General features: G+C 61.1%; 19 protein-coding genes and 1 riboswitch. Of the genes, 5 read left to right on the top strand and 14 right to left on the bottom strand.

All coding sequences use genetic code 11. From position 1 onward, the window contains the following. Positions 1–78: 78 nt before the first annotated feature. Positions 79–687 (bottom strand): YkoF family thiamine/hydroxymethylpyrimidine-binding protein, encoded by a 609-nt coding sequence (locus AC1DZP_RS09520; protein WP_095091410.1) that lies wholly within the window; start codon positions 685–687, stop codon positions 79–81. Continuing rightward, positions 678–791: riboswitch (TPP riboswitch) on the bottom strand. (Overlaps the previous gene by 10 nt.) Positions 792–895: 104 nt before the next feature. After that, positions 896–1816: a LysR family transcriptional regulator gene (locus AC1DZP_RS09515; RefSeq protein WP_457151271.1), complete on the bottom strand. Its 921-nt coding sequence runs from the start codon at positions 1814–1816 to the stop codon at positions 896–898. A 145-nt stretch (positions 1817–1961) separates the two neighbouring features. On the opposite strand from AC1DZP_RS09515, the gene AC1DZP_RS09510 reads away from it, so the two are divergent. After that, a complete protein-coding gene (locus AC1DZP_RS09510) occupies positions 1962–2699 on the top strand; it encodes an SDR family oxidoreductase (RefSeq protein ID WP_457151272.1) in 738 nt (245 codons plus the stop codon). A gap of 53 nt (positions 2700–2752) precedes the next feature. Here AC1DZP_RS09510 and msrA read toward each other — a convergent pair whose 3' ends face one another. Together msrA and AC1DZP_RS09500 are read right to left on the bottom strand one after the other, a co-directional pair. Continuing rightward, positions 2753–3271: a peptide-methionine (S)-S-oxide reductase MsrA gene (gene msrA / locus AC1DZP_RS09505; protein ID WP_457151273.1), complete on the bottom strand. Its 519-nt coding sequence runs from the start codon at positions 3269–3271 to the stop codon at positions 2753–2755. A gap of 135 nt (positions 3272–3406) precedes the next feature. Continuing rightward, positions 3407–4951, bottom strand: coding sequence for a glycosyltransferase family 39 protein (locus AC1DZP_RS09500; RefSeq protein ID WP_457151274.1), 1545 nt, complete (start codon positions 4949–4951; stop codon positions 3407–3409). A 195-nt stretch (positions 4952–5146) separates the two neighbouring features. Between AC1DZP_RS09500 and AC1DZP_RS09495 the strand changes: the two genes are divergently transcribed. Next, entirely contained in the window at positions 5147–5854 is a 708-nt protein-coding gene (locus AC1DZP_RS09495; protein ID WP_477301820.1) for a hypothetical protein, read from the top strand. Between the two features lie 117 nt (positions 5855–5971). On the opposite strand, the gene AC1DZP_RS09490 is transcribed toward AC1DZP_RS09495, so the two are convergent. Genes AC1DZP_RS09490 through AC1DZP_RS09470 form a run of 5 tightly spaced genes read right to left on the bottom strand, consistent with a single transcriptional unit; the run spans position 5972 to position 7619 of the window. Continuing rightward, positions 5972–6295 carry a hypothetical protein gene (locus AC1DZP_RS09490; protein WP_095091790.1) on the bottom strand — a complete coding sequence of 108 codons (324 nt, stop codon included), beginning with the start codon at positions 6293–6295 and terminating at the stop codon, positions 5972–5974. Further along, positions 6295–6480: a hypothetical protein gene (locus tag AC1DZP_RS09485; protein ID WP_477301818.1), complete on the bottom strand. Its 186-nt coding sequence runs from the start codon at positions 6478–6480 to the stop codon at positions 6295–6297. Before AC1DZP_RS09485 ends, AC1DZP_RS09490 begins: the two co-directional genes overlap by 1 nt. Further along, a complete protein-coding gene (locus AC1DZP_RS09480) occupies positions 6465–6686 on the bottom strand; it encodes a hypothetical protein (RefSeq protein ID WP_477301816.1) in 222 nt (73 codons plus the stop codon). The genes AC1DZP_RS09485 and AC1DZP_RS09480 overlap by 16 nt, the downstream gene beginning before the upstream one ends. Before the next feature lies 1 nt (position 6687). Further along, a complete protein-coding gene (locus AC1DZP_RS09475) occupies positions 6688–6912 on the bottom strand; it encodes a hypothetical protein (RefSeq protein WP_477301814.1) in 225 nt (74 codons plus the stop codon). Beyond that, entirely contained in the window at positions 6912–7619 is a 708-nt protein-coding gene (locus tag AC1DZP_RS09470) for a glycoside hydrolase family 108 protein (protein WP_477301812.1), read from the bottom strand. The genes AC1DZP_RS09475 and AC1DZP_RS09470 overlap by 1 nt, the downstream gene beginning before the upstream one ends. A gap of 81 nt (positions 7620–7700) precedes the next feature. On the opposite strand from AC1DZP_RS09470, the gene AC1DZP_RS09465 reads away from it, so the two are divergent. After that, positions 7701–8774 (top strand): acyltransferase family protein, encoded by a 1074-nt coding sequence (locus AC1DZP_RS09465; protein WP_477301810.1) that lies wholly within the window; start codon positions 7701–7703, stop codon positions 8772–8774. A 531-nt stretch (positions 8775–9305) separates the two neighbouring features. Further along, positions 9306–11288 (top strand): acyltransferase family protein, encoded by a 1983-nt coding sequence (locus tag AC1DZP_RS09460; RefSeq protein WP_477301808.1) that lies wholly within the window; start codon positions 9306–9308, stop codon positions 11286–11288. A 2-nt stretch (positions 11289–11290) separates the two neighbouring features. On the opposite strand, the gene AC1DZP_RS09455 is transcribed toward AC1DZP_RS09460, so the two are convergent. The 3 genes from AC1DZP_RS09455 to AC1DZP_RS09445 form a co-directional block, all read right to left on the bottom strand. Next, on the bottom strand, positions 11291–12478 hold the full coding sequence (locus tag AC1DZP_RS09455) for an acyltransferase family protein (RefSeq protein ID WP_477301806.1): 1188 nt from the start codon (positions 12476–12478) through the stop codon (positions 11291–11293). 35 nt (positions 12479–12513) lie between these two features. Then, positions 12514–14628, bottom strand: coding sequence for an SGNH/GDSL hydrolase family protein (locus AC1DZP_RS09450; protein ID WP_477301804.1), 2115 nt, complete (start codon positions 14626–14628; stop codon positions 12514–12516). Between the two features lie 499 nt (positions 14629–15127). Continuing rightward, on the bottom strand, positions 15128–15541 hold the full coding sequence (locus AC1DZP_RS09445; protein ID WP_477301802.1) for a hypothetical protein: 414 nt from the start codon (positions 15539–15541) through the stop codon (positions 15128–15130). 513 nt (positions 15542–16054) lie between these two features. On the opposite strand from AC1DZP_RS09445, the gene AC1DZP_RS09440 reads away from it, so the two are divergent. Continuing rightward, positions 16055–16621, top strand: a complete 567-nt coding sequence (locus AC1DZP_RS09440) for a hypothetical protein (RefSeq protein WP_477301800.1) — start codon at positions 16055–16057, stop codon at positions 16619–16621. A gap of 198 nt (positions 16622–16819) precedes the next feature. On the opposite strand, the gene AC1DZP_RS09435 is transcribed toward AC1DZP_RS09440, so the two are convergent. Both AC1DZP_RS09435 and AC1DZP_RS09430 read right to left on the bottom strand, forming a co-directional pair. Further along, positions 16820–17509 carry a hypothetical protein gene (locus AC1DZP_RS09435; protein ID WP_477301798.1) on the bottom strand — a complete coding sequence of 230 codons (690 nt, stop codon included), beginning with the start codon at positions 17507–17509 and terminating at the stop codon, positions 16820–16822. Next, on the bottom strand, positions 17509–18012 hold the full coding sequence (locus tag AC1DZP_RS09430; protein WP_477301796.1) for a hypothetical protein: 504 nt from the start codon (positions 18010–18012) through the stop codon (positions 17509–17511). Before AC1DZP_RS09430 ends, AC1DZP_RS09435 begins: the two co-directional genes overlap by 1 nt. Between the last annotated feature and the right edge of the window lie 3 nt (positions 18013–18015).

Raw genomic sequence — 18015 nt, 5'->3', positions numbered from 1 at the left:
AAGGCTCGCGATCGGGCTCGAAGCGGCTGATGATGAGACCACGGGCATAACCTTTGACGGGGTCGCGAATGCGGCCGCTCAGCTGGCCGACGGGCTGTTCGCCGAGACCGTGACGTCGAGGGTTACGTGGCCGGCGCCTGGCCCGAAGCGGCAGAAGGCTTCGTCCAGCGCCGAAAAGATCGCGCCGGCATCCCCGCGCAATTTCGTGCAGAAATGCTTCGAGCGCTCATAGACGCCGGACTGCTTGAGAAAATCGATGCAGCCATAGATCTCTTCCATGTGGTCGTCGGTGCCCATCACATAGAGCGAGAACTGCGCTGCCGCCGGCTGGCCGGTCAAAGCCGCGCCACGCACCGCGGCGATTGCCGCATCCTTGCGCGGGCCGAGGGGGCCGACAGGCCCACCAAGCGCATCGGAACGGCAGATCGGATCATCTGGCTCGCCAGGGCAGCCGCGCGAGATGGTGGCTGACAACACGCAATGTTTGCCGCTGCGTGCCGCCGCCACGAACAGGTCTCGCATCGCCGGAAACAGCACTTCGGGCGGCCCGACCAGCAAGGTCGAGATGTCGTCGGTCTCGATCCTGAGCCGATCGCGGTAGGGGTCGAGCCCATCCAGCGCGCCAAGGATGACGCCGACGAAATCGTCGGCCATGGGATATAGGGAAATCTGTGCGCCTGAAAACATCGCCCGCCTCGCTCCGCTGGTATTACCCAGATCAGCTTCTAGGGTCTGTGGGCTTGCCGCCCCCTTCTCAGCCCCGACCGTACGGAGCACCCCTGTGGATGCGCGGGTTAAAGCACCATTCGAGTTGAAGCGAAAGCCGTTTTTTTGGTGTGCTCCTCCAAAAGCATTGCGCCAGGCCTGCGAAACCGGACCGTCGAGCGACAAACTTTCAACCAACAGGCGTTGTCTGGCGCCCAGTATGCGCATGGCGCAGGAAATCGACGAAGGCCCGTACGGTTGGTGCTGTATGACGCTGCTTCTGATAGCAGAGGAACCAACCGGGAAAGGCCGCGCACCAATCATCCAGCAGCGACACCAGCTTGCCGGCATCGATCAACGGGCGCACGAGGTCTTCAGCCCAAAAGGCGATGCCGACGCCCTGCACGGCGGCGGCAATCGCCATGTCGCGGCTGGAGACGACAAGCGGACCATTGACCACGACCGAGAACCATTCGCCGCCTCTGGCGAATTCCCATGCGTAGGGCCCGGCACTGCCCGGCCGGCGCCAATTGATACAGCGGTGCTGGAGCAGATCGGCCGGTGCCGACGGCGATCCGTAACGGGCGATATAGTCCGGCGAGGCCACGGCGAGTTGGCGCTGCGTGCCGCCAAGCGCCACCGCGACCATGTCAGCTTCGAGAAATTCGCCGAGCCTGGCGCTGACATCATAGCCGGCCTCGACAATATCGACGGCGGCATCGTCGATCGTCACATCGAGCACGATGTCCGGCCATACCTCATGAAAACGGCCAAGCAACGGCTCCAGATAGGTGGCGGCGGCAACGCTGGGCATATGGACGCGCAAGACGCCGGCCGGTGTGTCGCGCAAGGCCGTCGCATCGCCGACCGCCGCCTCCATCTCGGCCATAGCCGGCGCGAAGCGCGCATGCAGGCGCGCGCCGGCTTCGGTCAAGGAGAGGCTGCGGGTCGTGCGGTTGAGCAGGCGCAGGCCAAGCCGCGTTTCGAGCTGACGGATCGTCTGGCTGAGCGTCGACGCTGAAATCCGCAGATCCTCAGCGGCACGGGCGAAGCTGCCATGCGCCACGACAGCGGCAAAGGCTTTCAGCTCGGCATAGTCGCTACCTCGCATTATGCCAGATTCTCCAATGAGTATGATGGCATCCTATCGCATTTTCGGTATGGCTTCTGCTGCCTAGCTTGAGGACATGCCTCGAACGGCTGCAATCATCGGCATCGAGCACACCTGAATTTCCCTCTGAGCAGGAGCAACGAACATGCAGAAACTCAACGGAAAAATCGCTTTGGTGACCGGCGCCTCCTCGGGCATTGGCGCGGCAACCGCGCTGGCGCTGGCGGAGCAAGGTGCTGTCGTCGCCATCGCGGCGCGACGTCGGCAGCGTCTCGACGACCTGGCGGCACGCATCCGCGACAACGGCGGCGAGGCCTTGGCCATCGAGACCGACATCACCGACGAGGCGCAGGCCACAGCCATGGTCCGGCGCGTGCTGGAAAGCCATGGCCGGCTGGACCTGCTGTTCAATGTTGCCGGTGTCGGCGTCGCCGCCCCCTTCCAGAACACCACCACCCGCGAATACCGGGAGATGGTCGACCTCAACATTCTGGGTCTGCTCTACACGATCAACGCGGCGCTGCCGTCAATGAAACGGCAGGGATCAGGCCACATCGTCATCGTTTCGTCGGGCACCGGCCGCTACATCCACCCGTCGGTGGTCTATTCCGGCACCAAGCATGCGGCCAGCGCTATCGCCGAATCACTGCGCCGCGAAATCGGCAAGGACGGCATCCGCGTCACGGTGATCGAGCCGGGCGCGGTCAGGACCGAGTTCACCGCCAATATGCGCGACGATGTTCGGCTGGCTGTCGAGCAAAGGTTGGGCGACATGGAGCAACTGGAGAGCGAGGACATCGCCGCCGCCATGCTCTTCGCGGTCTCGCAGCCACCAAGGGTCAACGTCAATATCCTGACCCTCTATCCGACACAGCAGGCTTGATTCGCGACGGCGGCAAGGTGTGGATCGGGGCCTTGGCCCCGATCCTGTAAACCCTACGAAACCGCCTTCTCGCGAACCGGCAGCTTCCAGCCCGGCCTGACGAAGTGGCAGGTGTAACCGTTGGGGTATTTCTCCAGATAGTCCTGATGTTCAGGCTCGGCTTCCCAGAAGGGACCGACCGGTGCGACCTCGGTGACGACCTTGCCCGGCCACAAGCCAGAGGCGTCGACATCGGCGATGGTGTCTTCGGCGATGAGCTTCTGTTCATCGCTCGTGTAATAGATCGCCGAGCGATAGCTCATTCCGACATCGTTGCCCTGCCGGTTACGGGTCGTCGGATCGTGGATCTGGAAAAAGCGCTCCAGCAGCGTGCGATAGCTGATGACGGCCGGATCGAAATTGATCTCGATGGCCTCGGCATGGGTGCCATGGTTGCGGTAGGTGGCATTGGGCACATCGCCACCGCTGTAGCCGACACGGGTGGAGATGACGCCGGGATAGCGCCGTATCAAATCCTGCACGCCCCAGAAACAGCCGCCGGCAAGCACTGCGCGTTCGGTCGAAGTCGCCATATCACGTCTCCTCAAAAAGCAATTCCAGGAAAAATGCGTAGTGGTTTTCCGTCTGGAATTGCGCAAAAAGCAAGTTGGATCTCCCCATAAATGGGCATTGTCTCTTGCTTCGTCCAGCGGACCGCCCGACCTGCTTCAGTTGCCGGGTTGGGCGAGGCTGTCGATCACACTCGGCAGCTGCGGCGCGCCGGGCGGAACGGCGGCAAAGCTGATCGCCATCGGCGGCGCCTTGAGCGACCAGTCGAAGAGAACGGTTTTGACCGGCAGTTTGCCAAGCCACGCCTGCAGATAGGGTGGCACGTCGCGCCCGGGCCAGACCAGGAGTATGCCGTGATCGCGCAGCCGCTGCTTGGTGATCCAGGGGGCGTACTGCATGTTCAGCTCGGTGAAGATCGACGGCTTGTCATAAGCATTGAGGCCCGCCAGCGGCGCAACAATGTTATGGCCGCCGACGATGTCGAGCCGACCGGGCGTCGCCGCGTGCCAGACGGCTTCTGCCTCATCCGAGATCTTCTGCGCCGGCCAGCAGACGGCGTCCATGCGCCCACGCAGATTGCATTTCGTCCAGCGGATGCCCGCATAGGCACCAGATATGCCGATGATGCAGATGAGCGCGCAGATTACCAGCTTTCGCATCTCGACGGCGCCGAGACGGTGGCCCAGGAAGGCGAGCGCCACGACGCCTGCAAGATTGTACATCGGCGCGCCCCAGGCCTCGCCTGTGCCGGTGAACAGGGACGCCACCATGATGAGGATCGCCGGGCCAAGTCCCATCCACAAGAGATAGACGAGCGTACCGCGCCCGACCGGCTCTTGCGGCGGGGGCGAGCGCCGAAGCAGCCCGGATATCGCCAGCACCAGAAAAAAGCCGCAGAGTCCGGCCGCCTGGACGCCGATATAATAAAAGCGGGAGCGATGCGCCATCACCCACTGATCGCGCCAGGCGGCGTAGGTCAGCGGCAGGAAATCGACGCGGTAGAGCTCGATGGCCAGCGGCGCCGCGACAGCGACGAAAACCGCAAGCCCAAGCCATGGCCAAGGCGTGGCGAGCCGGCTGCGTGCCCGCGCGTCGGACAACAGCCAGATCGCGCCAAACAGCAACAGCAGGCCGGTCGAGAACTTGGCGTAGAGCCCGACGCCCGACACCAGTCCGAGCGCCAGCCACCAGATCGGCCCACCGCCGCGGCCCGCACGCCACAACAGCCAGCAGATAGCGGCCCAGAAGGGCATCTGCGCGTAGTCATGATTGAACTGCGGGGTCGGCCAGCCGAAGAAATAGAGCGACGGCATCAACAGCACGGCGGCCAGCGCACGCCTCTGCCCGAGCATGTCGCGGGCCAGCAGATAGACCAGGACGAACGTCGCCGAGATCGTCAACTGCGCCACGAGATATTGCGGCCAGCGGAACGATCCTGTCAGGAGATGGCTGGTCTCGAGCAGCCATGCCGGAAGTTGCGGATGCTTGTAGGTCAACAGCACCCATTCGCGTCCCCACATAAAGCCTTCGACGACATCGTTGGGCGGTGAGACGTTGATAAGCGCCGGTGCCACCGTCCAGCACAGGATCTGCATCAGGCACAAAAGCGCCAGCAGGTGCCATGGATGACGGATCAGACTGGACAAAACCGATGGGGAATCGACGCCGGCGGCGGGCAATCCCGCCGGCACCAAGTGATCCATGGATCCATCTATCCCCACCATGCGGCGCTTAAATCACATAGTCCGGTTTGACGAACAGCCCCAAAAATCGAAGCTTACGAAAAAGTATAGCTGTGTGCCATTGCAGCACCAAGATCGGGCAGGAGCATCGGCGCTCCTCTCCCCAGGCAGGACAGCGTTGCACGTCTGACCCTGTCTGAAAAAATCCGGGTCCCGATGCGCCACCACCATGCCGTCATCCACTACCGTGCGCTCGACTTCTGGATGGCGCGTGCGGCCGTCCTCGTCATCATCTGCCTGCAGCTTCTGGTCATCAACAACCTCTTCTTCGGGCCGCGCTGGCTGGCGCCGGCGCTGGAAGCCGCCCTGCTGCTGCCCTTGTCGGTGGCCACGGCCTGGACACAGGTCGCCACAAGAAAAGCGGTCGAGGATCACGAATGGCATGCGATCGGCCAGTTTCGCGTCATGATCCGCAGAACGGCCCTGACCATGACCGCCATCATCAGCGTCATGAATTGCGGCTCGCTGGTCCTGCTGGTGCGAGCCTTGCTGGAGGGGCACGCCGGCAACAGCGGCACGACGCTGTTGATCGACGCGCTCAACATCTGGGTGACCAACGTCATCGTCTTTGCCCTGTGGTTCTGGAGCACCGACCGGGGCGGGCCGCCGACCTGCGGCCTCGTCAAGCTCGCGCAGGCTGATTTCCTGTTTGCGCAGATGACGCTGAACGACCGTGATCTCCGCGATTGGCTGCCCGGCTTCGTCGACTATTTCTTCCTCGCCTTCACCAATGCGACAGCCTTCTCTCCGACCGACACGCTGCCACTCAGCCAACGCGCCAAGCTGTTGATGATGGCCGAGGCCATGATCTCGCTGCTGACCATCGCGCTGGTCGCGGCACGCGCCGTCAACATCCTTGCCTGATCGGGCCGGAACGCAAAAAGGCCCGCCACCTTGCGGCAGCGGGCAGGCTCTGGAGTGCTAGGGATCAACCAAGCATAGGGTCAACGAGCGGCGGAGGGGTTGGTTGCCGTTTGCGGTTCACTCCTGCACCCCCGGCTTGAACCTGCGAACGACAAACTCGAACAGGATGTCCGAGATCCACATGGCGCAGACGCCGATCAGGAAAGCCGCGGCAAGCGTGGTGGTGTCGTCGGCGGGGTCGGGCATCGGCAGGCCGGCGATCCTGACATAGGACACCACCGGCAGCGTCAAATAGGCCGCGGCAAGCGCGCCGCAGATCGGCGAAGCCACCATTTCGCGCAGCTTGTAGCGATGCCGCGACAGCGCCCGCAGGACGCCACCGGCAAGGCCGGCGGCGACGACCGGTCCCTTGATGCCGAGCAGGTCGAACAGATCGTGCATCACGACCTCCATCCACAAAGCGCCTGGCCCTTTTCATTGTGCGCCAGGATCGCCGCCACCGTCGCGCCGGAAAGGGTCGCCACTTCTGCCTTTGCCGGCCGGATGGGATGCTCGACCGCGCAGAACGACCCGCCAGCACTTGCGCAGCCGGCCAGCAGGAGCGAGAGCACTATGATCTTGACCATTTCGCCAGCCTCCCCCTGTTGTCGTCCGGCGTCCGGCCGGCAACGGCGTCGTCGATCTTCTGGGCTTGGCGGCGCGCCGCGGCGTCGGCGGCATCCTGCCTGCCCTTCTGGCTGGCCTTGCCTTTGGCGTAGGCCGTCCAGAGACCGGCGAGCGCGGCACCCATTGCAAGCAGATACGGCCACAACTGGCCAAGGAGCGCTCCCATCTCATTTCTCCTCGACCGGCGGCGGCGGCGCGACCATGCCGAGCGGACCGTCACGCACCGCGTTGATGATGATCTTGGCAAGGGCAATGGCGCCGCTGATCTGAAGCGCGGTGCGATCGGCGACGCCGAACATCGTCCAGTCGAAGCCGACCAGGGCGCCACCGCAGATGATCGCGATCAGCGTATTGAGCAGATTGTGCAGCGCGTTGGTGTTGAGGAATTTCATCAAAAGAGGCTCCCGAAAAGATCGGTGACGTGCTGCCGGAAGGCCGCGAGCGCTCCGGCAATGAGGACGAGGATGCCGGTCGCGGCAGCAGTCTTGACGGCCGGCGGCACGGGCTGGGCCGCCCGCGCCCCGCCAATGGGCTTTTCGACGCCGGGCGACGGCGCGGCCGGCACAGGCGCCGGCGCGGTCACAGGTGCCGCCGACATCAGCAAGGCCTGAGCCCGCACCGACGCGACGCGATCGGACCAGCCGCGGCCGAATGTTGCCCATGTCGGCAGCCGTTTGAGAAACGCCAGCCGCGCATCGCAAAGCCCGTCGATGGTGACGCCGGCCGGCCTTGCCCTGGCCGCGGCAAGGGTGGCCGGCCCGATCCGGCCATCCTGGGCGACGCCCAGGGCCGCCTGCAGGGTCTTCGCCGCCCTGCCCGGGCCGCTGTTCACGGCGAAATCGAACACGGCGCAGTCGACCCCGCCGGGCAATTCGGCGCCGAGCACCGCATCCCAGTAGTAGCGGCGGAAGACGGTAGCGACCTGCTGGTCGCTGATCTTGCGCAGGTCGGCCTTGGTGGCATTCGCCTTCACATAACGGCGGAAGTTGGCGAGCGTCACGCCCTTCATGGTGGCGCCGCCGGGGTCGACTGGATTGTCCGACCACCCGCCTTCCGATTTCAAGACGAGCGCAAGCGCCCGCGCAAAGTTGCGGTCCATGGCAGTTCCTTTCCGCCCTCTCCGGGCAGGTTGCTGAGTTTTGGAATTTGGCTATAGTTGGCGCAGGACGAGGGAAATAACTTGCTGAACAACAATGCGCGAATATTCGCGCTCGATGGGCTGCGCGGCATCGCCGCGCTGTCAGTCTTCCTTCAGCATTTCGCGACCGACACACCCTGGCATCCCCTCACCTTTGCCTGGTGCGGGCTCATCGGCGTTGAACTGTTTTTCGTGCTGTCCGGGTTTCTGATGGGCAGGAAGTATTCGACTGCCCCAATTTCAGGCTCGGCGGTGATCGACTTCTGGGTCAAGCGCGCGGCGCGCGTCCTTCCACTGTTCTTGATCTGCGTGACGGCAGCCTATGCCTGGCTTTTGCTGACAGGTCGTGGCCAGCCTTTTTACGGGTTGAAATGGGATGGATGGTGGCACCATTACGTTTTCTGGGCCGGCCAATCCGTGTTCTGGACGATCCCGAGAGAGATCCAGTTCTATCTGGTTTTTCCGCTGATCTGGTGGATTTGCCAGCGTCTGGGCAATGCTGCCAACTTCCTGCTGCTCGCGGCGGCGGCCATTCTCCTGGGAGCCGCTATCGGCACGCCCGTTCTCATGCAGGCCGCCCCTCTGTTTCTCGCCGGCGTCGTTGCCGGGCGTATCGAGCTTGAGCCGGACAAGTCGTACGATGTCCCATTGGTTGCGCTGCTGGTCCTCTACGTCTTGTCCTGGCCTGGCATGATCGATGTCCTGGAATTGCCAAGATCCCTTTTCGGCGGCACGCTGTACCTTGTCTATCTGCCTTCTCTCGTCCTGGTTTCGACAGCCTCCCCGCTTGCCCAGCGCCTGTTGGGGCGGGGCGTGCTGAAGTGGTATGGCGACATCTCCTATTCCCTCTATCTGCTCCACCTGCCCATCCATGTCGCGCTCAAGATGTGGACGCCAATTTCGCTTTTGCCCAAACCCATCTGGTTCGGGCTGACATTGATCGTTGTGACGATCGCCAGCTACTGTTCATTCCGCTACGTCGAGACGCCGCTGCGCAGACGCATATCGCGCCTGGCGCCCAAGCCACCGGCGCCTCAGCAACCGGTTGCCAATGGCGGTGTTCGATCCGGCCAGCCAGCACCGGAGGAAGCCTTGGGGGCGCCGGCGCTCACATAGCGGCGGACGTTGGCGAACATCACACTTGGATGGAACAACTCGGGTTGGGGAAATACCACTCTGAACCCGAAACGCTCGGCGAGTGGTCCAGTCACTCGGCCGGCTGGATTGTCGAAACCCTGACGCGCATTCCGATCAAGGCATTGCAGACCCTGTCCAGAAGCCACCGCTCGACGCGGCAAACCGGCCCCTGTCCATGGACTGGCTGCCGGCCCTTTCTCCAACGGTGTAGATGATGAAGCCCGAAATAACGAAGAAGATGTCGAACGCCGCCAGGCCCGAAATTGTAGATGTAAGGCGTTGTCCAGTGCCCCCGCGTCGGCATGAAGGGGTGAAGCACACGACTGACCAGGACCATCAATGACGCGACGGCGCGCAGGACCTGGACGTTCCGATAGTGCATAGCCCCGAAGTCTCCAAAGCCATCCTCTATCGGCGGCTGCCGGGCAATTACAGCATCGCACCACCGCCCGATGCGATGACAAGGTCATTGCGTTGGGGATTGGGGATTATCAGCACCCGGAAGGCGCAATGGATTGCCTGGAATATGGCCTTCGCGTAGAGACGATTTCTATGAATCAAATGGTAGAAGCCAAGTCGACCACGGATATTGGCAGCAGGTCGGATCATCGTTCAGATATCGACGTCTTGCGGGCGATTGCGGTTGCTGCGGTCGTGCTGTTTCATCTCGGCTGGACGACGGTTAGCGGCGGATTTGTTGGCGTTGATGTCTTCTTCGTAATCAGCGGATATCTGATATCACGCATCATCTGGACTGAGAGCGCGCAAGGTCGGTTCTCACTCAAGAATTTTTACGCTCGGCGCGCTCGCCGGCTGTTGCCAGCCCTGTTTGCAACCATCATCGTCACCTTCGTCGTCGCCGCTTTTCTGTTCATACCGGAGCAATTCCAGGACCTGTCGAGGTCAGCGATATTCTCTCTGCTTGGACTGGCCAACGTCGATTTCTGGATGCAGTCAGGCTACTTCGATTCCGGCGCAATTCTGAAGCCGCTGCTTCACATTTGGACGCTCGCCGTTGAATTGCAGTTCTACGCGTTCTGGCCCTTCCTCATCGCCATGGCCGTTCGAAAAAGCTATTGGGTGGCCTTCTCTTTGATCGCTGCAGCCTTCGCTGCATCACTTGCGGGTTGCCTGTGGATGATGGGGTACGATCCGACGGCAGCCTTTTTCCTCGTCCCATTCCGCGTCTGGGAGTTCGCTGCAGGCGGGCTGGTGTTTCTTACCGAGAGACGGCTGTCGAAAGTGTATGCGGACCTGCTCTATGTCGTGGGGCTGGCCGCGATCCTGTTTGCCATCTTCGGCTATTCAGGACGGACGGCTTATCCTGGCGTTGCCGCTCTCGCGCCCGTCCTGGGCGCGGCATTGATGCTGCTCGGCGGTCAAGGCCGGCTGGCAAGACAGGCTCAGTTCAGACCGGCTATCTACCTCGGCAAGATCAGCTATTCGGTCTATCTGGTTCACTGGCCGCTGGTTGTCTTCATGGTGTATAGATTTGGCGCCTTGGAAGTGTGGCAGATCCTCGCCTCGCTTGTTGCAACGTTGGCCCTTGGCGCAGCCAGTTACCATTTCATCGAAGTGCGCTATCGCAAGCCGCGCCCGTTGAAGTTGGGGAAGACGTTGATTTTCGCCTGCCTCACTGCCGGCTTCATGGCAGCCGCCACAGAGAGCTGGGCGACAGATGGGTGGGTCTGGCGGATGCCTGCTGCATTCCGTAATGCTTATGTTTTGGACCTGAGAAAAGAACACACATACACCTTTTCGAACTCCACTCCGTTGCTGACACCGCACGATTTCAAAACCACCAAAAGGCATCTTCTGATCATTGGAGACTCTCAGGGAGCGGATATCATTAACCTGCTCGTTGAGACTGGCGCGGCAAAACAATTCGAAATTATCTATCGCCAACTCGATTGGCGGTGTGGCGTACCGACCCTCCCTGTCGACCTGTCTGACAGGTATTGGAAATCAATAAACCCGTTTGCTGCAGCAGTTATGAAACCCTGCAACGAAGCGTACTCACTCATCCGGTCTACACCGGCATCGCTAGAGCATGCCGATCTGGTGATGATCGCGCTGTATTGGCAAGATTTCGCATTTCCATACGTCCAGACTTCGGTTGACGAAATGCGATCCCAAACAAGCGCTCCAATCTACGTTGTCGGCAGCAAAAATTTCACAGGCAGCAGCCTTCAGTTGCTTAATAAGCACGGCACCTTTGCAGGCATCGACGAGTACGCATTCCGAGAAATCAGCCCCGTGGCTAGAAAGATCGACACTTTCCTCAAGACGCTATCGCACGTAAGTTATATCGATCCGTTGGTTGCCGTATGCCCGCATAACCAGTGCGAAATATTTACCGACAAATCCGCGCCGGTTTTTTGGGATAGCATGCATTGGACGAAAGCCGGTGTGCAACTTATAGCGGCCAAGAACGGCGTAGCCATCTTCCCGTTTCTCGACACAAAGCAGGCGGCCGGCAAGAACTCACCCTAGGGTTAGGCGGCGACAGGCACTGCCGGCCTCTCGAGCTTGACCCCATCAATCTCGACACGCTTTTTGCCGGCGCGTCGCGAGGCAAAGCGTTTGCCCCATTCATTGGTCCAGTTCTCCCATGCGTGGAAAGTCAGCGTTGCGACCGGGACGATACACAGTAACGATATTGAGAGCGCAAGCGCATAGGCCTGAAGTTCGCTGAGCCCTGAGTGCCGAAGCCGTCCGAACAACGGAAAAAGAGCAGCAATAATCGGACCATGCACTAGGTAGACCGAATAGCTGATATCGCCTAGCCATCTCGTTGCCGCGTTGACCAGCGGCTTGATGGGGAACAGGTAGAGCCCAACCAGCAGGCAAAAAAACATCGGCCCTTGCCAATAGATAGCCGGGCCAAATGGCACCCTACCCGTGACAATCACATAGAACTGAAGCGGCACGGACGCCAGCAGGACGGCGCCGATCGCCCGTCTATGGGTCCATTCGCCGGCAATCTGAACCACATGAAACGCGATGATTCCGAACATGAACATCGGCGCCAGGTCAAATATCGATTGACGAATGTAGATGCCCGGGTCTGCCACTAGATCCCCGATGACCGAGCGAAAGACCGTGGCCACGACGAGCGCAATGACAAGCGCTCGGATCGCCAAGGTTACACTTTTGGTCTTCGCGTAAATGAAGGGGAACACCAGGTAGAACGCCATCTCAACACCAATCGTCCAACCCGCAAAGATGATGGAGGTCTGGTAGCCACGGCCTGGGATGAAGTTGAAAATAAACGTCAGGTTCGCCAGGATCGTTTTGAGATTGTAGGGAAGGCCGGCCGGGTTCCACCAATACGAAAAGATTACGACGGCATAGAACAGCGGAGCTATCCGAAAAAACCTCCGCAGCATGAAGCCGAGATATGGCCTCTGTTCGTTGTCGTGCTTCGGCATTGTGAGACAGAGGGAAAAGGCGCTCACAAGGAAGAACAGATTGACGCCCATGACGCCGCTTCGGACTAATGTTTCCGGCCACCATGAAAGCACAAAGCGCGGATTGGGCATCAGCGCGACGTGAGCCATCACGACCCACAAGGCGGCTATACCACGCAGCGCGCTGAGGTAGGGGAAGCGGTCCGACTTGCCCGGCGTCATTGTTTTTCCCAGATCGACCCACCGCCAAACCGTGATGTCCCTGCCGTACATGGATTAGAATTTCGACGCAAGATCACCGCCGGGCGCTAATGCTCGATGTCGCGAAGGTCGGTGACGATGATGGTTTTGCCTGCGCCGTTCGCGCGCGCCCCCATGAAGCCGCCAAGGTATGGCCCGGTGAGCGCCACGGTGCCAAGGCTGGCACCGCTGACGAAGACTTGAAGGTTAGACGTACCGGCCGCAAGGATAAGCCGCCATTGGCGGGCCACACCGCTAAAATCCACGGCGTTAAGAGCGGTCGTTGCGTATGTGGCGGCGCCTGTCAACTGGTAGACGTTGACGAAGCCGGAGGCATCCAGTCCGACGCCGACTCCCATACGGGCTGTAAGGGGGCCAGCACCACCAGAGGCTACTGTCGTGACGCCGTACAGGATGAATTGAGTGTCCTTCGCCATGTTTGAGTTGAAGGTGATGTCGAGCCCACCCGCTGCAAAATGCGGCGAGATCAGGAGATCGTCTTCAATGAAGGCGCTGTCTGGACCGGCCCCATAGTGCGTAATCGTCTGCAAGGCGCGATCCCTCCAAAGGTCACGGCTTTGCGCACCTCCGACGAATGCCTTCTTGGTTCTCGTCCTTCTCGATCTAACGTAGCTAAGGCCGAGGGAGGCTGTCCCGCCACCGGATGCCATGGTGAGCAGATGGAGCCCAACGGGAACGTCCCGCGCGATGCACACTTCGTGATCATGCACAAAGTCACCGCCAAAAGCGGCTGTCGACAGTTGGTTGATACCACCAACCGACACTTGATCCCAAGCGACGTCAACACCGTTCTTGCCGCCAGCCCAGATGGGATAGGCGATGCAGATGTCTAACCCCGGCACGTCGACGCGCACCGCAACCTTGAGGCTCTTGGCGTGGTCTATGGCGTCCGAGATTAACTGGAAGCCTGTCCGTGTGGCCGGCGCAGGGAGGGGCGCATTCGCTGGATCGATGGTAACGGCTCCCTCGATGGTCGATATAAACTGTTCAGGACCAGCAAGACCAGCATGAGGATGCAAGAAGGGGGTCGCCATCTGTAAGCCAATAGCCCGATAGGTGATTACCGTGGGGTGGCATCCATCCGGCACAAGGTCCGACACGCGGTAGCGGCCAGTGCGCACCCATGAGTTGATCAGGTCGTAAACCTCGATGAGAGGCGCATCGGTAGCCAGTGCCACGTCCCGCATGATCTGAACGTAGTTCTTCAGTCGGTTTGCCTTGTCGGGCGTCCCCAAGGCGGCAATAGCAAACATCGGATTGGGCGTCTGCAGGATCGGAATTTTGCCGTACTTGATGCAAGCATTGACAAATGTCAGCAGGTTTTTCCGATATTGATCCGGTGTGGTCGGGGGTATGTTCTGGCAGTCATTGATGCAGTGATTACAGATGACGATCTCCGCAGTGCTGACGGCCATCTTGGCTTCGAATGTTGAGCCGGAACCATCGGTGCCCTCAAGCATCTGCTGTGAACGGGAACCGCTGACCGCACGATTGGTGACCGTAACGGCAGAGCTAAAATAGTAATCCCGCAGCACGGATTGCAGCTTGTCCGGGGCGGGCTGTGGAGTAATCCCTCCAAGACCGCTGTCAACACCGAGCATAGTGCTGTCCCCAAAGCACTCAATCTGTGTGGACACGCCGTTCCACATGTCAACGGCCTTTGCCGCCAGCGCGGCCTTTGCGCCGCCGTAGGCAAGCAAAATGTTATTGTCCACATAGGCTTTGACGCTTTGCTGTGTGGGCACTTTTTGATCGCTGTTTGAGTGCATGTCATCTTCATCGACGATGTCAGATTTCAGCACCGGATCGGCATCCCCCGTAATGCTGAGGCTGGTAGTGCCGATGACTGGGTCGACAGTGTTAAACTGGTACGTTTTCGCGCCGTTCCCCGACCCCAGTTGCACGTAGACAGTGGTCCCCTTCTGCATAGTCCGCGACGTGCGCGCGTCAGCTGCGCGGTACCATACGCCTTCGCTGGCCGTGTAGATGCCATTGGTTGATTGGTCTGTTTGGTGGGTCACCAGCACCCGGTCGCCGACCTCGGTCAGCACGCCGTCGATGGTCTTCAGACCCGACAAGATGATGTTGCCCGTTGTTGCCAGGCGCACGGGTTCGCGTTCGCCGGTCAACAGGCGAACGGCGGCAGTTGCAGGTCGGGCCATAGGGCTTGCTCCATGAAAAAAGCCCCGCGAAAGCGAGGCTGTGAACATTGCGGATTGTGTGGCGGTTCAAATGCGGCCTGGCCCTGCTTTGAAACAGCCTGGCCCGGAATTACCGTGACAGTGCACTCAAGTCCGTTCGGCCGTCATTGTGTGCAGGCGGGAAGGCGAGGCAGCCGCCGAAATGAAAATTGCCGGGCGCCGATGCAATTAGCATACGCTTTATTAGTTCCGGAAAATTTTAACGAATCGTTGACCGCGCTGTCCCAGAATAGGACGGCGCGGTCAACCCCAACCGGACTGCGCCGGCGGCTCCGGCACACAGCGCCCCCCGCACTGTCGGAGCCGCTACTTACACTCCCTAATATACCAGCGATGGTTGAATCAACTGTTACCGCACGTGCTTTCCACGGCCCTTTCCCGATCGTTAAACTTTGATGGAACGCCGGGATTGGCTTGCCACAGCGGTCCCAGAGCCTTGCACAACCTCACTTGCGGAATTCTAGCGTGAGCGCATGGCGATGCTGTCCGCGCCCACCAAGTCGCCCAGCGCGTCGTCCGACAGGCAGCAGGACAGCACGATAGGATCGGCCCCTATCACCGGATCGGAAGTTTCGAAGGCATAGACGAGATGGGACGAGATCGCGCCTTGCCGCACGTACACCGTGGTGCTCCTCTGCAAGGTTCGCGGGTTGCGCGCGTCGGCTGCGCGAGGCCAATGGCCTTCGCTCACCATATATATGCCGTTCTGCGTCGCGTTCGTCTGGTCCTTGACAAGCACCCGGTCGCCGACTTGGACCGCCATCGCATCGATGGTCTGCAGGCCATAGAGGGCGACGTTCGCGGTGGTGGCTAGGCGCACGGGTTCAAGCTCGCCGGCCAACGGGTGAAGGGCGGCGGCAGCAGGATGGGCCACAGGCTTGCTCCATAAAAAAAGCCCCGCGAAAGCGAGGCTTCAGATGTGAGATTTCTGGCGACTAGCGCGGATGTGCGACGCCCCTTGCACGACGAGCATCCAAAGCGCCCGACCAGGTCCCAATGTATGGAACCGTGATCGGGGCCGAGTCTGTCGATCAGCACCTGGACGTCGAGCTTTGTCGACTTGCAGCATGCCGGTTGTCCGCAATTGACATACATTCTTTCGCGAGCGGCCAGGGTGTCGGCGAGGGTTTTGGACATGGCGAGCTCCATTGAGGGTCGCCGCAACAGGATTATATTCCTCACGTCGATGGTTGCTGGCAACGCTGAATCGTTTCCGGGCAACCAAAATCTCTTCTCGCTAGAGGGCATGTGGGACTTTGGTCCGAAAGATTGGCGGATTAGGTCTTATCTGCCCCCGGCAACAGTCTTATTCCACCATTTCCCGAAAAATTCAGGAAGAATCGAACAACTGTCGGCGTTGCCTCCAAGTTAGCAAAGGAGGACCATCATGCAGAAATTGACTTCAAGCCGGGTCATCTGGTTCGCGTTGCGTGCCTCAACCGCATTTGCCTTAACAACAGCTCCCTATCAACTCAGTCTTCACTCCGTTGCCAAGATCGAGCCTGCGGCAGCCTACGCCAAGGGCGAAGGCGGCGGTGGTGGTGGCGGCGGCGGAGAGGGCCACGGCGGCAGCTCCGGCTCCGGTGGCAACTCAGAATCCGGTGGTGGCGATGACGGCGGGAATTCCGGATCTGGTGGCGGCGATGATGGCGGTGGCGACGACCATGGTGACGACGATCACGGTGCCGACGATCACGGCGCCGATGACCACGGTGCCGATGACCACGGTGCCGATGACCACGGCGCCGACGATAACGGCCATCATGAACAAGAGCACGTGAACGCCGCTGGCGACAAAGTCGAGGTGGAAGGCAATAAGATCGAGGTCACTCATCCGGACGGCACCAAGGAAGAGATAGAAAACGGCATGCTTGAGACGAAAGATGCATCGGGCCGCACCATCGTCGAGCGCGCGGCTACCCCTGCCGATTTTGCCCGCCTGCAGGGGCTATGAACTAACCTCTGTCGAGGCGAGGCTGCGACAGCTTCGCCTCGCGATCAGAGCAGCCGGGCCATAGGGCTAAAATTAGTGGCGCGACCGCTTTGGTTCCGTTGCCACGGCGCGTCGATTAGACCGCTGATAGGCATAGTTGCGCGGTTTCTGATGTGCCCATAAGAAGACACCAGCCCATCCATCCTTGCCACATAGACCTCACGAGGCGTCTCCATCGCTAGGCCATTCGGCTGCGCCAAACCGGACAAGCGCTTTTGCCGTGTTGCTGCGCCAGGCAGCGTCGGCAGCTTGCCTATTGGCAGGGTTGCCCATCTTGGCGATCAGATTGAGCCCGCTCTGGAGGATCGACTCGAATGTGCTGGCGTCAGCGGGGTCGCTCTGCGCGATAGCCCTGAGCGAGGCATCCTGCACTGCGCTCCACTCGGCCAGCTCATAATCATCACGCCGCCCTTGCTGCCTTGTGGCCATGCGCAGCGAGCCGGGCGCGCGCATCGCCTCCTTCTGGCTGGCGAAAGCGGCGCGCTGGCTCTCGGGCATGGTCGGCAAGGCATCGTCGAACAGCGTGTCGAACAGGCCTGGTTTGACCACCCGGCCGGTGCGCGGATCGACCTGGCCGTACATGGCGTCATGCAGGCCGCTGCCATCGGCCGGCGCATTGGCCGTCACCTCGTCTTCCGCCTGCGCGATGCGGCCGTTGAAGCGGCGGCGCGCGATCTCGGCGTCGAACGCGTCCTGCCGCTCTTTCATCTGCCGGTAGCGCTCGGCGACGGCGGAAAGCTCGTCGCCAAAACCCTGCATCGCCCGGCCGACCGGCGAGCCGTTCGGGTATTGCACCGCATTGCCGGTCTCGAGCCGGCGCTGGGCTATTTGGAGAGGAATGGTCGCCATCAGTAGAGACCCCCGGTGGAAAAGCCGCCCGGTGGCGGCGGGAAGGCGCCCTTGCCGAAGGTCACCGCCTTGGTCGGGTCGTAGAGGCCGGAGAGGCTCGATCCGAGGCTGCGGCCCGCATTGAAGATCGACGCCGCCACCGCCTGCTTTCCGGAAAAGCGCGAAATGGCACCTTGCGTACCGAGATTGTTCTGGCGCAGCAGCGAGCTGTACTGGATCGCCTTGAGGTCGAGCTGGCCCTGCCCGGCGTTGGCCGCCAGCACCTCGGCCGGCGAGCCGGCCGTGCCGACGCCGGAAGCGCCGGCCAGGGCGCGCGCCTGCGCCTGCAGGAGATCCTGCTTGTGGCGCTCCTGGCCCTGTTCGAAGGCGGCGCTTTGCGCGTCGGCCCGCGCCTGCTGCTCGTAGGCCCTGGCTTGGGCGTCGGCCATCTGCTTCGATTGCCGGCCCTCGGCCAGCGCGCCGCCGACCGAAAGAGCGGTGCCGAGAAGAGCGAGTGTGCACATGGT

It is taken from the genome of Mesorhizobium sp. P2_F8, from assembly GCF_056403655.1.
The sequence above is the reverse complement of the archived record's forward strand: the minus strand, read 5'-3'. Positions and strand labels throughout refer to the sequence as shown.